The following is a 14384-nucleotide window of genomic DNA, read 5'->3' on the forward strand; positions in this document are numbered from 1 at the left end:
CTATTTCACCGCAACTCAAGAGGAGCCGTGTGGGTTTGGCTAGGTTCGGGTGCTGTCCGTGCCGTGGGGTAAAATCGTTCAGTCAGAACACGAACCCGCATCGGAGCTCATCACATGGCATTCGTCCATCTGCACAACCACACTGTCTTTTCCATGCTCGACGGCGCAACCCGTATCCAGGATATGGTCAACCGTGCCGTTGAGCTGGGCATGCCCGCCGTGGCCATTACCGACCACGGCTACATGTATGGCGTGCCCGACCTGGCGCTGGCCTGCGACGCCGTCAACCACAACACGCCCGAGTACAAAACCTGGAGCCACGACAAGGCCTTCCTGGAAAAGGACCGCCGCGACGAGCTGGTGGAGCCCGATCCCGAGGAAAACCCGCGCGAGCATGCCCAGTATGTGAAGGACATGGCCATGTGGGACGAGAAGGGCAACATCGACGAGCTCAAGCCGCCCCTGGTCATCAAGCCCATCTTTGGCTGCGAGGTCTACTTTACGCCGGACGAGACCCTTGCTCGCGACCACAAGCCCGAGCTCTACCACATGATCCTTCTGGCCAAGGACCAGGAGGGCTACGTCAACCTGATGCAGACGGTTTCCGAGGCCGCCGTGCAGGGCTTTTACTACAAGCCGCGCGTGACGCTCGACAACCTGCGCCGCCACGCCAAGGGCATGATCTGCACGAGCGCCTGCATCGCGGGCATCATCCCCAAGTACATCGACCGCGGTGACATGGAGGGCGCCATCAAGTGGGCCGAGACCTTCCGTGACACCTTCGAGCCCGGCGACTTCTACATCGAGATCCAGGAACACGGCATCACCACCGACAACGGCCTGACCGACGAGCAGATGGACCGCACGCTCATCGACATCGCCAAGCAGGTGGGCGTCAAGGTCATCGCCACCAACGACTTCCACTACCTGCGCCGCGAGGACGCGCCCGTGCAGGACGTCATCATGTGCATTGGCATGAACGCCAAGGTCGACGACCCTAACCGCATGCGCATGACCGGCTCGGAGTTTTACATGAAGACCGAGGAGGAGATGCGGGCGATGTTCCCGTATTGCCCCGAGGCCTGCGACAACACGCTCGAGATCGCCGACAAGTGCTACGTTGAGCTGGACTGGGACTCCATCATCCTGCCGCGCTTCCCGTTGCTCGATCCCGGCGAGACGCACGAGAGCCAGTTCCGCCGCGAGTGCGAGAAGGGCCTGCGCCAGCACTACGGTGACGACTGGGCCACGCGCGAGATCGGCGGCGTCAACATCAAAGAGCGCTTTGAGTACGAATACAAGGTCATCTGCGACAAGGGCTTTGCCGCCTACTTTTTGATCGTTGCCGAGTACGTGCAATGGGCCAAGGACAACGGCATCGGCGTCGGCCCCGGCCGTGGCTCGGCCGCCGGCGCTATCGTCGCCTACGCCATGAACATCACCGCGTTCGACCCGCTCGAGAACGGCCTGATGTTCGAGAGGTTCCTGTCCCCGCAGCGTACCGAGATGCCCGATATCGATATGGACTTCGACGATGAGCGGCGCCTCGAGGTCGTGGAGCACGTTCGCCAGCTCTACGGCCCCGAGAAGGTTACCCACGTCATCACCTACTCGACCATTAAGGCCAAGCAGGCCATCAACGACGCCGCGCGCGTCCTGGACTACCCGGTCTACATGGGCCAGCGCCTGTCCAAGATGGTCTCGAGCGACCCCAAGGTCAAGCTCAAGCAGGTGCTCGAAAAGCAACCCGGCAAAGAGGATCTGTTTAACCCCGACTTTGCCGAGGCCTATAAAAAGGACGACGACGCCCGCCGCATCATCGACACGGCGCTCTCGATCGAGGGCCTTACCCGTGGCGAGGGCGTGCACGCGTGCGCCGTTCTGATTTGCCGCGACCCCGTCAACGAGCACGTGCCCACCAAGCTCGATACCAAGGGCGGCGTCGAGATTACCCAGTACGAGGGCCATACCGTTGCCGACATGGGCCTGCTCAAGATGGACTTCCTGGGTCTGCGTACGCTGACGGTTATCTCCAAGGCCAAGGCCAACATCAAAAAGAACTTCGGCATCGACATCAAAGAGGAAGAGATTCCCTTTGACGACCCCGAGATCTTTAAGCTCATGGGCTCCGGCCACACCGCCGGCGTCTTCCAGGTCGAGTCCGCCGGCATGACGGCCACGATCAAGAACATGAAGCCCACCGAGTACAAGCACGTCGTGGCATTGATCGCTCTGTACCGCCCGGGACCGCTGGGCGCCGGCATGGTTTCGTCCTATATCAACCGTATGAACGGCAAGGAACCGGCTGTCTCCTACGACGACCGTCTGGACGACATCCTGGGCGAAACCTACGGCACCATGGTCTATCAGGAGCAGGTTATGCTCATCTCCGTCGAGATGTGCGGCTTCTCCAAGGGCGAATCGGACTCGCGTATCCGTAAGCCCGTGGCTAAGAAAAAGATCAAGCTGCTCACGTCGACGGTGCTCCACTGGGAGGATGGCTCGGACGAGACCACCTACGACCACTGGATGAACGGCGCTATCAAGAACAACTACACGCGCGAGGTCGCCCAGAAGATTTGGGACGATGTTCTTGAGTTCGCGTCCTACGCCTTTAACAAGTCGCACTCCGCCGGCTACGCCATCCTGGTTATGCAGACGGCGTGGCTCAAGGCGCACTATCCGCACGAGTACATGGCGGCCGTTCTGACGTCCTACACGGGCAAGACCGACAAGATCGTGCACTACGTCTCGGCATGCCGTCACGACGGCATCCCCGTGCTGTCGCCAGATGTCAACGAGTCGGGTACCGAGTTCACGGCTACCAAGGAGGGCGTGCGCTTTGGTCTGGCCGGCATCCGCGGCGTGGGCACCGGTGTGGCACAGGCGATTATCGCCGAGCGCGAGGCGGGCGGCCCGTTTAAGACGCTGCACGACTTTGTCGAGCGCGTGGACTCGAGCCAGGCCAACCGTCGCGTAATCGAATCGCTGATCAAGGCAGGCGCCTTCGACTCCACGGGGTATCCGCGTCGTCAGATGATGCACTTTGTGGACAAGAACAACCCCGAGAACATCATCGATGCCGCGGTAAAGCGCCAGAAGGATCGCGCGAGCGGGCAGACGTCGTTCTTCGATATGTTTGGCGACGTTGAGGGCTCGGGCTTCGAGGTCAGCGTGCCCGATCCGGACGGCCAGGAATGGGACCGACACCTCAAGCTGAGCCAGGAGAAAGAGGTTCTGGGCATCTATGTCTCGGACCACCCGCTGCGCCCGTTTGAGTATGCACTAGCCAAGGCGCGCGACTTCTCGTTCTCGCAGATCGATACCGGCTACGAAGTTCAGAATCCTACGGGCGGCACCATCAACCAGGAAATTCCCGAGGGCAAGGCGCTGTGGTGGGCCGGCATGGTCTCGAGCGTGTCCAAGCGCGTGACCAAAAACGGTGACCCCATGGGCATCGTGCAGCTCGAGGACATGGAAGGCGAGGCCACCGTCGTCGTGTTCCCCAAGACCTATAAAGAGGCCGAGGGGTACCTGTACGGCGAGGTCGATCCCGAGACCGGCGCGCAGCTGTCCGATGCCTTTGTGCGCATTAAGGGCAAGCTCGAGCGCTCGGACCGCGGCGACCAGATCATTGCGCAGGAGATTGTGCCGCTGGAGCTTAGCGAGGAGAAAAACAAGCCCAAGGTCTTTGAGGTCATGGTGCCCAACAGCCGATTTAGCCAGGGCAATATGGCGCGCCTGGCCACGGTGCTCACCACCAACCCGGGCGGCGACCGCGTGGAGATCTTTATTGAGCAAGTCGACGGGCGCGTGCTGCGTGCCGAGGTGCCGGCCAAGGTCAATGCACGCTCGATTCCGCTGCTGGCAGAGGCAAAGGCCATCGTCGGCAACCAAGGCCGCGTGACGGTTATCTAAGCTACCCCGGGTGAGATTGGAGGAAGTGATGGCGCAGGGGACGTTTGTGCAGGCGCTCCGGAAAGAGGCGGCGCTGAGTGGCACCTTTATGAAGGGGCGTTCGCTCATGCTCAACGGCGCCGTGCTGTCGATCGAGGACAGCGGCTCGCGCTTCTCCAAAAACGTGACGGTTGAGGGCTCGGTGCGCGGTTCGCGTGGCGACCTGTACAAGACGCGCGTGGCGCTCGACATGGACGAGCACGAGGTGATCGACTACGACTGCGATTGCCCCGCTGCCTATCGCTACCCCGGCATGTGCAAGCACGCTATTGCCACGGCTCTGGCGTATTTGGATGCCAGCGGCGCCGAGCCCGTCGAAGGTTTGCGCACGCCGGTCCGCACGTTTGCGGCGCAGCCGAAACAGCCCGCGCGCAACGCGCCCAAAGCGCCGGCCGTCAATCCCAACTTTCCCTTTCCGGCGCCCGTCCCCACGAGTCCCAGCCTCATGGCGGCGCTCTCCGATCTTTCGGACGCGCGCATGGATGAGCTGGCGAGCATGCGCCGCAAGCTCGCCGGCAGTGTGGATCCCGATGCCCCCAAGGCGGTGTTGGAGCCCTCGCTGGTGCCGTATTACAATCCACTGTTTGCCGAGCGCTTTAGCTGGGCGCTCGAGCTTCGCATTCGCTGTGGATCGGTCTCCTACGTGGTCAAGGACATCGACGGCATGGCCGATGCCTACGTGCGCGGCGGCACCTTCTCGTACGGCAAGAAGCTCACGTTTGTCCATACGCCCGAAGCCTTCGAAGACGTGTCGACAAAGCTGCTCAACCTTGTCGTGACGACAGTTGCCTATCTCGATGACATCACAAGCTCGCGTTCGGCGTCGTACGACTTTGCCCGCAGCGGTTTTGTCGCCGAGCGTCAGTTGCCGCTGTCCGAGCATAGCATCGTATATGTGCTGGACCTGTTGCGCGGCCAGACCATCTCTTTTGAGCCCGCCTGGTCGCGGGGGACGACGACGCATCGCACCTATGACGTGGCGGTTGAGATGCCTCCGGAAGGGGAGGACGAGGCGCTGTCTGAGCGCCCACCGCTCCTTGCCGCCAAAATCGCGCCGGCGGCTGGTGGCAGCTACGATCTACGCCTGCCGGCCGATGCATACTGCTTTGCTTCGGGCGACGTTGCCTATCTGGTCGACACCCGCCGTGCGCGCCGCGCCGATGTAGCGTTTGCCCAGCATGCGGCGCCGTTCCTATCGCGCTTACTGCCCTGTCGCACGCCGATCCATATCGCTGTCGACCAGGTGGGGGAGTTCTGTCGTATGGCGCTGCCCATTTTGCGCGACTATACCGACCTTACCGCGCCCGCCGCGCTCGATACCGTGGCGCCCGAGCCGAGCTTTGCTATGGCGATCGGCGTCGACGATGGGCTTGTGACCTGCAAAATTACGGTTGCCTACGGCGACTGGTCGGCAGATCTCTTTAGCCTGGGCGCTCCGGGCAGCCCCTTCGAAGAGCAACGCCCCGGCGTGCCGCCCCGCGACGAGGTGGCAGAGTTTCGTGTTATGGACACGGCGGCCCTGTACTTCGATTTCTACGAGGGCGGTCTGGCGTTTGAGGAGCGCGATGACGAGAGCTTGTTCTGCCTGCTGACCGAGGGCCTGTCCGCCCTGTCCGAGCTGGGTGAGGTCATGCTCAGCGACCGTCTGCGCCAGATTTCGGTGCGACCCGCGCCCAAGCTCTCGGTTCGTGCGACCGTCAAGAGCAATCTGCTCGACGTCGAACTGGGCGCGAGCGGCCTTTCGGCGTCAGACCTTGCCATCTACCTCGACTCCTACAAGCGTCACCAGACGTTTGCGCGCCTTACGTCCGGCGACATCATTCGTTTGGACGAGGGTGCCCGAGCCGCGTTTGGCCTTGCCGAGGATCTGGGGGTCGATGCTGTTGACCTGCTCGACGGCGTGTCGCTTCCCGCGTCGAGCACCCTGTTCGTCGATAGCATGCTCGCGCGCACGCCCGCGCTCGAGGCCGATCGCGACGCTGCGTTCCGCCGCACCGTCGAGCGCTTGGATACGCTCGGCAAGATGGACTTTACGGTGCCGGCATCGCTCAAGGCAACGATGCGCGGCTACCAGGTCGACGGATACCAGTGGCTCGGCTCGCTCGAACACCTGGGCCTTGGCGGCATCTTGGCCGACGACATGGGCCTGGGCAAAACGCTGCAGATGATCGCGCATATCCTGGCGCGCGTGGAAGCGGGGGACATTAAGCCCACGCTTGTGGTGTGCCCTGCGTCGCTCGTGTACAACTGGACTGCCGAGCTGGAGCGCTTCGCCCCGTCGCTCGATGTGTGCGCCATCGTGGGCGCCAAGGCCCAGCGTCGCGTGCAAATCGCCGGCGTGGCCGAGCATAACGTGGTCGTGACGTCGTATGACCTTATGCGGCGCGATATCGACGAGTACGTCGAGCAGGACTTTGCCCGCGTGGTACTCGATGAGGCCCAGTACATTAAAAACCCGCTCACCCAGGTGGCGCGTGCCACCAAGCGCCTGCCGGCCGGCGTGCGCTTTGCCCTGACGGGCACGCCCATCGAAAACCGCCTATCCGAGCTCTGGAGCATCTTCGACTTTTTGATGCCGGGCCTACTTGGCACGCGCGAGTCGTTTGCCAAGCGCTTCGAAAGCCCGGTCGAGCATGCCGAGGGCGACAGTGCCGCCCGCCTGCAAGCGCTCGTGTCGCCGTTTGTGCTGCGCCGTGTCAAGGAAGACGTGGTGGCCGACCTGCCCGAGAAGATCGAGGATACGGTCATGGCGCAGCTTACCGGCGAGCAGCGCAAGCTCTACCTGGCCAACCAGGACCGCATCGCCCAACAGGTGCAGCACCGCGAGTCATCCGAGTTTAAGAAAGACAAGCTCAAGGTGCTCGCCGAGCTCACCAAGCTGCGCCAGATCTGCTGCGACCCGCGTCTGCACTACGAGGATTACAAGGCGGGGAGCGCCAAACTCGATACGTGCATGGAGCTCGTGCACGGCGCACTCGACGGCGGGCATCGCATCCTGTTGTTCAGCCAGTTTACGGGTATGCTCGATATCATCGGTAAGCGCTTGGCCAAGGAGGACATCGACTTCTTTAAGCTCACGGGCGCTTCGTCTAAGGAGAGCCGCGCCAAGATGGTCGCGCAGTTCCAGGAGGGCGAGGTTCCGGTCTTTTTGATTTCGCTCAAGGCGGGCGGCGTGGGCCTTAACCTGACGGCTGCCGACGTGGTCATCCACTACGACCCGTGGTGGAACGTGGCGGCGCAGGACCAAGCAACTGACCGTGCACACCGTATTGGCCAGCAACATACCGTGACCGTGTACAAGCTCATCGCCAAGGACACGATCGAGGAACGCATTATGCGGATGCAGGAGTCTAAGCGCGACCTGGTCAACAGCGTACTCGGCGGCGACGGCATCTCGTCGGCACTGTTCACGCGCGAGGATGTTCTGGCGCTGCTCGGCGGCGACGGGCGTTAACCCGCTCGGGTGAGGCCGCCAGGGCGGATAGCCCGCGCTGTCCCATCGTCCCCGCTCGTTATGTGTTCATTTGCAATGCCGTGGATGGTTTGTCTGCCTTTGGGCATAAGAACCATCAAGAACATTGGCACATCAGCAAAGGAGAACATCATGGCGAAATTCTTTAAGGACCCCGACGGCAAGCTCATCGCTGCCCTTGGCGACGACGTTGCGACCCCTGCCGGTTGCACGGAGCTGACCGCAAACACTGAGGACGCGGCGCATGAGAAGCACGTGCCTGTTGTCGAGACCGAGCGTGACGGTCACGTGATTCGCGCCCGAGTTGGCTCGGTCGAGCACCCCAGCCTGCCCGAGCACTACATTGAGTGGATCGCCCTTGAGGCCGAGGGCCGCTTAGAGGTCCATTACCTTGAGCCCGGCATGAAACCCGCGACGTTTTTCGCGGGCGGCTCCAAGACCGGTACCGTCTATGCCTACTGCAACCTGCACGGGCTGTGGTCCGCGACATTCTAGGAGCGCGCCCCCGCTCGGGGTATCATAGCTAGCATATGCACATGCAAGCGCCGGCTGCATTATGCGGCCGGCGCTTTTACTACGATTTCGATGGTTTACGACGGAAAGGGCTGGGCCATGAAGCTCGCGCTTGCACAGATCGATATGCGCCTGGGTGATATTGAGGGCATTTGCGGCCGCATTGAGGACCAGGCTCGTCTGGCCCACGAGCGCGGGGCGCGCGTGCTGTGCGTTCCGGCTCCGCTCTTTATGGGCGCCATGCCCGGTGGCCTGGTGGGCGCTGCCGACTTTGAGCACGACATGCTTGCCGGCTTGACTGGTGTCGCCGAGCGTATCCAGGAGCTTGACATGATCTGCATCGTGCCCGCGGCGGTTTCGTTTGAGGGCCAACCGCTGCTCGACTACATGATGCTCAAGGACGGTCATGTGGTGCCGGCGCGTTCGAGCATTGCCTTGCAGCGTGGCGAGAACAACGACACGCGTTGGGCGCCGCCGGTGTTCGACGTGGACGGCGTGCGCATCGCCGTAATTTTTGACTTGGACCGCGAACTCGAGATGTTGCCGACCGGTGTTGACCTCATTGCGTATTTCCAATTCAACGCGTTTGACATGACCGACCGCGAGACTGTTGCCATTGCCGCCGTTCGCAGCGGCGCCTACCGCAAGGTCGCCTCCAAGCGCAGCGTGTGGTTTGCCTGCATGGCGCCGGTCGGTGCCTATGACGAGTCGGTGTATACCGGCGGTTCGTTTGTGCTCGACGACTGCGGTCGCGTGGTGGCCCAGGCGCCGTGCTTTGAGGAGAGCCTGCTGGTTCAGGAGATTCAGCGCGGCGTGATGCTCGATGCCCTGGAGGATCACGAACTGCCCGAGTTCCGTTCCGAGGAGTGGCTGTGGCAGGCGCTGGTGCTCGCCGTGCGCGACAACGCCCGAGCCCACGGTGCGTCGCGTGCTGTGGTGGCACTCGAGGGTGACTTGCCGTCGTCCCTGCTGGCGGCGCTGGCCGTCGACGCTCTGGGCCCGCGCAATGTGATTGGCCTGGTGCTGGGGCGCAACCGTATCTTTACGCCGGCGCAGGAAGAAGCCGAGGCTGCCCGCTGTGCCGCCGTCCGCGCCATCGCCGAGCGTCTGCACATTCGCACCGTCGAGCGCGATGCACCGGATGCGGCGCGCGTGCTCGATCGCGACGTGTCGGCGGGCGATGCCGAGCGCCTGCGCTCGCGCACGCTGGGCCTGATGCTGGAGGATACGGCGCTCGAGCTGGGTGCGATGGCGCTGAGCCCGCTGTCCAAAACCGAGTACGCGCTGGCGGCGCCGGCGCTTTGCGGCGGCTACCAGGGCGACTTTGCGCCCTTTGGCGATGTGTACCTGTCGACGCTTGAGTTTGTGGCGCGTGTGCGCAACCGCACGTCTGCCGTGGTGCCCCAAGAGCTCGTGACGCTCAACGCAGTGGAAGATTGTATGGAGCGCGTGCTGGCGCAGGCGCTCTCGACGCTCGACGGTCCGGTCGATATGCTCGACCGTGCGGCACAGCTGCTCGGCGGGCTTGAGCCGGGTGAGGTCGATGGCGCGCTCGAGGCGCACGTGGACCGCAATCGATCTTTCGACGACATCCCGATGGCCGCTGGCAAGCCTGAGGCCTGCTCGCTGCTGCTGATGCTCGTTCGACAGGGTGAGGCTGCCCGCCGCATGTTGCCGATGGCGCCGATCGTCTCGGCCCGTTCGTTTGCCGAGCGTGCCTGGCCGTATATGCTCGCGTGGTCCGACCTGGGGCTTAACGGCAAGGAGCGTATGACGGTCGATTCGCTGGCGCGCGCCGAGGTGCGCCGTTTTGCTGACGAGGATACGAGCGAGCGCGTGCGAAACGAGATGATGGGCGTGCTGGGCGAGCTACTGGGTATTTCGCCCGAGCAAATGGAGGAGCTGCGCTCTGAGGACGGTCAGCGTCGTTTACACGAGGGAATGAAAAAGTTCGAGGGCGAGGTTCAGGACGCCATCGATAAGATGATGGGCGGCCAGGGTGGCCCGCAGGGTGGGCCCCAGGGTGGCCCGATGCCGCATCCGCCGGTTGATCCCCGACAATTTCCGTTCTTCTCTCAGAACTAGGTCGCTGCGCGCCCGCCAGAGCGGCAATCTGCCTTTCAATCGTCGGACATGACCGCCAGGTCAATGCCCTCCTCTTTCAAGGCACCTTGCTCGCTCTGGCGGGCGCTCGCTTGCGTATACTCAACCTACAATTCGATCTCGGCTGACTTATAGGGCTAGCGTTGTGTTATTCTAGAACAGACGTTCGTGAATGATGCGCGGGGCCTTGTCTTGCGCTGTGCTTGTGGCGAGGGGAGGTCGGCTTGGTTATCTTGGGCATTGACCCCGGTTTGGCTCATACGGGTTGGGGGATTATCGAGGAGCGGCGTGGCGAGGTTCGCTGCCGTGCCTATGGCTGCATCGAGACCAGTGCCGGAAGTCCGCTCGCGGTGCGCCTGTCGCATATCGCCCATGACCTTAAGGATGTCGTTGAGCGTTATCGACCCGACACGGCTGCTGTCGAGAGCATCTACTTTGGCGCCAACGTTCGTTCGGCCATCCCCACGGCGCATGCCCGCGGTGCTGCACTCGTCGCACTTTCGGAATGCGCGCTCGAGATTGGCGAGTACACGCCCATGCAGATCAAACAGGCTGTGGTGGGCACTGGCGCCGCGGACAAGCGGCAGGTCGCCTACATGGTACGCACACTCACACAGCTCGATCACGACCCGCATCCCGACCATGCCGCCGATGCCCTGGCCTGCGCCATCTGCCACGTAAACCTCAGCCGCACCCGCGCCCTCACCGGTGGCGAGTTCTATCAACAGAGAGGAACCGGATACTGATGATTTCCCAGCTCCACGGAACGCTTGTCGAGGCCACGATGAGCTCTGCTGTCGTCGATGTGTCGGGCGTTGGCTTTGAGCTCGGCATCTCGGGCAGCACTGCGGCCACGTTGCCGACGCCCGGCGGCGAGGTCCGCCTCTACACGCGTATGCAGGTGCGCGAGGACGCCATGACACTTTTCGGTTTTTCCTCAAAGGATGAGCGCACGATGTTCGACCGGCTCGTGTCCGTTTCGGGCGTTGGCCCGCGCCTGGCGCTCGCCGTGCTTTCCACCTATACCGTGGGGCAGCTGTATTCGCTGGTGATGGCCGAGGACGACAAGGGCATGGCCAAGGTACCCGGTGTGGGCAAAAAGACAGCTCAGCGCCTGATCCTGGAACTCAAGAGCACCTTTGCCAAGGATAAGGGCTTTGTGCCGGTCGACGTGATTCCCGGCCAGGTTGCGATGCCGGTTCCCGCCGCCGCTCCTTCGGCGATCGATGATGCCCGTGCGGCGCTCCTTTCCATGGGCTTTAGCCTGCAGGAGACCGATGTTGCCCTGAGCGGGTATGATGGGCAGAATATGCGTGTCGAGGATCTGCTCGGCGCGGCGCTTAAGCGACTCGGAATGGATGCGTGATGTGGGAAGCCGATGACTCTCAGGACCTGTGGGCGACGCCCGGCAACTCGCCGGCGGCATCCATGGCGCACGGCGAGCGCATGGTGGGCTCGGAGCTGACGGCCGAGGACCTCGATGTCGACCGCACTTTGCGCCCCCAGCGCCTAGACGATTACTGTGGTCAGGAGCACATCAAGCAGAGCCTGCGCGTGTTGATCGAAGCGGCGCAGAGCCGTGGCGAGACGCTCGACCACGTGATCTTCTCGGGTCCTCCGGGCCTGGGCAAGACCACGCTGGCCACCGTTATCGCCAACGAGCTGGGCGCTCAGATCAAGACCACGAGTGGCCCTGCCATCGCGCGCACGGGCGACCTGGCGGCCATCCTTACTAACTTGCAGCCGGGTGATGTGCTGTTTATCGACGAGATCCACCGCCTCAACCGTTCGGTCGAGGAGGTCCTGTACCCCGCGATGGAGGACTTTGCCCTCGATATCGTGATTGGCAAGGGTCCGGCGGCGCGCTCGATTCGCCTGGATATTCCCAAGTTTACGCTGGTAGCGGCAACGACCCGCTCAGGCATGTTGACCGGCCCGTTGCGCGACCGCTTTGGCATTTCGTATCGCCTGGATTACTACACGGTCGAGGAGCTCGCGCAGATTGTGACGCGCTCGGCGACTATCCTGGGCGTGACGATCGACCATCCCAGTGCACTCGAGATCGGCTCGCGTTCGCGCGGCACGCCACGTCTTGCCAACCGCCTTCTCAAGCGCGTGCGCGATTACGCACAGGTGCGTGGCAGCGGCCCTATCGAGCTCGATATCTGCCGCCAGGCGCTCGAGTTCTTCGAGATCGACGAGCTCGGTCTGGACTGGATGGATATTCGTATCTTGGAGACGCTTGCCAAGACGTTCTCCGGCCGTGCTGTAGGCCTGACGACCCTTGCCAGTGCGGTGGGCGAGGACCCGGGCACGCTCGAGGATGTCTATGAGCCCTATTTGCTGCAGTGCGGGTTGATGATTCGTACGCCGCAGGGCCGTCAGGCAACCCTTCGCACCTTTGAGCACCTGGGGATTGAACCTACCGTTTAGGGCGCTTTGTTTTGGCGGGCTGTTGGGCTATCGCTGGGCATCGGGTAAACATATCGCCGTTCATCGGTTATGGGCGTTTTACTATTGCGCGCCCGTGCTATGCTGAATTGGTCTTTTTCTCATTCGGTAACGAAAGGACCGCCCATGCCTACTGACATCGAAATCGCACGTTCTGTCACGCCACTGCCTATTACCGAGGTGGCCAAGAACGCCGGCGTCGACGTTAAGCACCTTATTCCGTACGGCTTCGACAAGGCTAAGGTCGACTATTCACTGCTCAACGAGCCGACTGATCACCAGGCCAAGCTCGTCCTCGTGACCGCTATCAACCCAACGCCCGCGGGCGAGGGCAAGACCACCACGACCATCGGTCTGGCCGACGGCCTGCGTCGTCGCGGCGTCAAGAGTGCCGTTGCCCTGCGCGAGCCTTCGCTCGGCCCCGTCTTTGGCGTTAAGGGCGGTGCTGCCGGCGGCGGCTGGGCTCAGGTCATCCCCATGGAGGATATCAACCTGCACTTTACCGGCGACTTCCACGCTATCGGTGCCGCCAATAACCTGCTGGCCGCCATGCTTGATAACCACATCCAGCAGGGCAATCAGCTCGGTATTGACGTTAAACGCATCACTTGGAAGCGCGTCGTCGATATGAACGACCGTCAGCTGCGCCACGTCATCGACGGCATTGGCGGTAAGGCCCAGGGCGTGCCGCGCGAGGACGGCTTCGATATCACCGTCGCCTCCGAGGTCATGGCAATCCTGTGCCTGTCCACGAGCATCAACGATCTTAAGGAGCGCTTGGGCGAGATCGTTGTCGGCTACAGCTATGCCGGCGAGCCCGTCCGTGCCCGCGACCTCAAGGCCCAGGGTGCCATGGCCGCGTTGCTTAAAGACGCGCTCAAGCCCAATCTGGTGCAAACGCTCGAGGGCACGCCCGCGTTTGTCCACGGCGGTCCCTTCGCCAACATTGCTCACGGCTGCAACTCTATCATGGCCACGCGTATGGCGATGCGCTTTGGCGATGTTGCCATTACCGAGGCCGGCTTTGGCGCCGACCTGGGTGCCGAGAAGTTCCTCGATATCAAGTGCCGCATGACGGGCGTTCGCCCCAGCGCCGTCGTGATCGTCGCTACCGCTCGTGCGCTTAAGTACAACGGTGGCGTCGCCAAGGCCGATCTCAACGAGGAGAACCTCGAGGCACTCAAGGCTGGCATGCCCAACCTGTTGCGTCACGTCGACAACATCCAGAACGTATATGGTCTGCCCTGCGTGGTCGCCATCAATCGCTTCCCGACGGACACCGAGGCCGAGCTTGCTCTCATCGAGTCCGAGTGCCAGAAGCTCGGCGTCAACGTTAAGCTTTCCGAGGTCTGGGCCAAGGGCGGCGAGGGCGCGCTCGAGCTTGCCGATGAGGTCATGCGTCTGATTGAGCAGCCGAGCGAGCTCAAGTTTGCCTATGAGGACGGCGCTGATGTCGCTGATGCCCTCGAGGCCGTTGCCACCAAGGTCTACCGCGCCGACGGCGTTGACTTTACGCCGGCCGCCAAGCGCCAGCTCGCCGAGCTGCGCGAGAATGGCTTTGGCAACCTGCCGGTGTGCGTCGCCAAGACGCAGTACAGCTTTAGCGACAACGCCAAGGCCCTGGGCGCTCCCGAGAACTTCCGCATCACCGTGCGTGAGCTCAAGGTTTCTGCCGGCGCCCACTTTGTGGTCGCGCTGACCGGCAGTGTTCTGACCATGCCTGGTCTGCCCAAGGTGCCCGCGGCCGAAAACATCGACGTCGACAACGACGGCGACATCACCGGCCTGTTCTAAGCCTGCTGTCCATAGCTGCTAGCCCGCCCCGTCGCGCCTACCTGAACTGCGCCCCAATTCTTGGACGGGCTAATAAGCGGCCTACGCCGCACAT

At 62.6% G+C, this 14384-nt stretch carries 8 protein-coding genes; all 8 read left to right on the forward strand.

Annotated elements, in window-relative coordinates; all coding sequences use genetic code 11:
• Positions 1-114: 114 nt before the first annotated feature.
• A complete protein-coding gene (dnaE, locus tag DWZ01_RS06830; RefSeq protein ID WP_117769525.1) occupies positions 115-3918 on the forward strand; it encodes a DNA polymerase III subunit alpha in 3804 nt (1267 codons plus the stop codon).
• Between the two features lie 28 nt (positions 3919-3946).
• On the forward strand, positions 3947-7411 hold the full coding sequence (locus tag DWZ01_RS06835) for an SNF2-related protein (RefSeq protein WP_117769527.1): 3465 nt from the start codon (positions 3947-3949) through the stop codon (positions 7409-7411).
• A gap of 150 nt (positions 7412-7561) precedes the next feature.
• Entirely contained in the window at positions 7562-7924 is a 363-nt protein-coding gene (locus DWZ01_RS06840; RefSeq protein WP_055285739.1) for a desulfoferrodoxin family protein, read from the forward strand.
• A 117-nt stretch (positions 7925-8041) separates the two neighbouring features.
• Entirely contained in the window at positions 8042-10027 is a 1986-nt protein-coding gene (locus tag DWZ01_RS06845) for a hypothetical protein (RefSeq protein ID WP_158556880.1), read from the forward strand.
• 242 nt (positions 10028-10269) lie between these two features.
• A complete protein-coding gene (gene ruvC, locus DWZ01_RS06850; RefSeq protein WP_022095142.1) occupies positions 10270-10791 on the forward strand; it encodes a crossover junction endodeoxyribonuclease RuvC in 522 nt (173 codons plus the stop codon).
• A complete protein-coding gene (ruvA, locus tag DWZ01_RS06855; protein ID WP_117769531.1) occupies positions 10791-11411 on the forward strand; it encodes a Holliday junction branch migration protein RuvA in 621 nt (206 codons plus the stop codon). The genes ruvC and ruvA overlap by 1 nt, the downstream gene beginning before the upstream one ends.
• Positions 11411-12478, forward strand: coding sequence for a Holliday junction branch migration DNA helicase RuvB (ruvB, locus tag DWZ01_RS06860; RefSeq protein WP_117769533.1), 1068 nt, complete (start codon positions 11411-11413; stop codon positions 12476-12478). The genes ruvA and ruvB overlap by 1 nt, the downstream gene beginning before the upstream one ends.
• 144 nt (positions 12479-12622) lie before the next feature.
• The gene (locus tag DWZ01_RS06865; protein WP_117769535.1) at positions 12623-14290 is read left to right on the forward strand and encodes a formate--tetrahydrofolate ligase; all 1668 of its coding nucleotides are present in this window, start codon (positions 12623-12625) and stop codon (positions 14288-14290) included.
• The last annotated feature ends 94 nt before the right edge of the window (positions 14291-14384 follow it).

Origin of the sequence: Collinsella sp. AF28-5AC (genome assembly GCF_003457875.1) — a bacterium.
Lineage (GTDB): Bacteria > Actinomycetota > Coriobacteriia > Coriobacteriales > Coriobacteriaceae > Collinsella.

Excerpts from the sequence above, each read along its gene's own strand:
- dnaE (WP_117769525.1), top strand. The coding sequence starts at position 115 with ATGGCATTCGTCCATCTGCACAACCACACTGTCTTTTCCATGCTCGAC.
- DWZ01_RS06835 (WP_117769527.1), top strand. The coding sequence starts at position 3,947 with ATGGCGCAGGGGACGTTTGTGCAGGCGCTCCGGAAAGAGGCGGCGCTG.
- DWZ01_RS06840 (WP_055285739.1), top strand. The coding sequence starts at position 7,562 with ATGGCGAAATTCTTTAAGGACCCCGACGGCAAGCTCATCGCTGCCCTT.
- DWZ01_RS06845 (WP_158556880.1), top strand. The coding sequence starts at position 8,042 with ATGAAGCTCGCGCTTGCACAGATCGATATGCGCCTGGGTGATATTGAG.
- ruvA (WP_117769531.1), top strand. The coding sequence starts at position 10,791 with ATGATTTCCCAGCTCCACGGAACGCTTGTCGAGGCCACGATGAGCTCT.
- ruvB (WP_117769533.1), top strand. The coding sequence starts at position 11,411 with ATGTGGGAAGCCGATGACTCTCAGGACCTGTGGGCGACGCCCGGCAAC.
- DWZ01_RS06865 (WP_117769535.1), top strand. The coding sequence starts at position 12,623 with ATGCCTACTGACATCGAAATCGCACGTTCTGTCACGCCACTGCCTATT.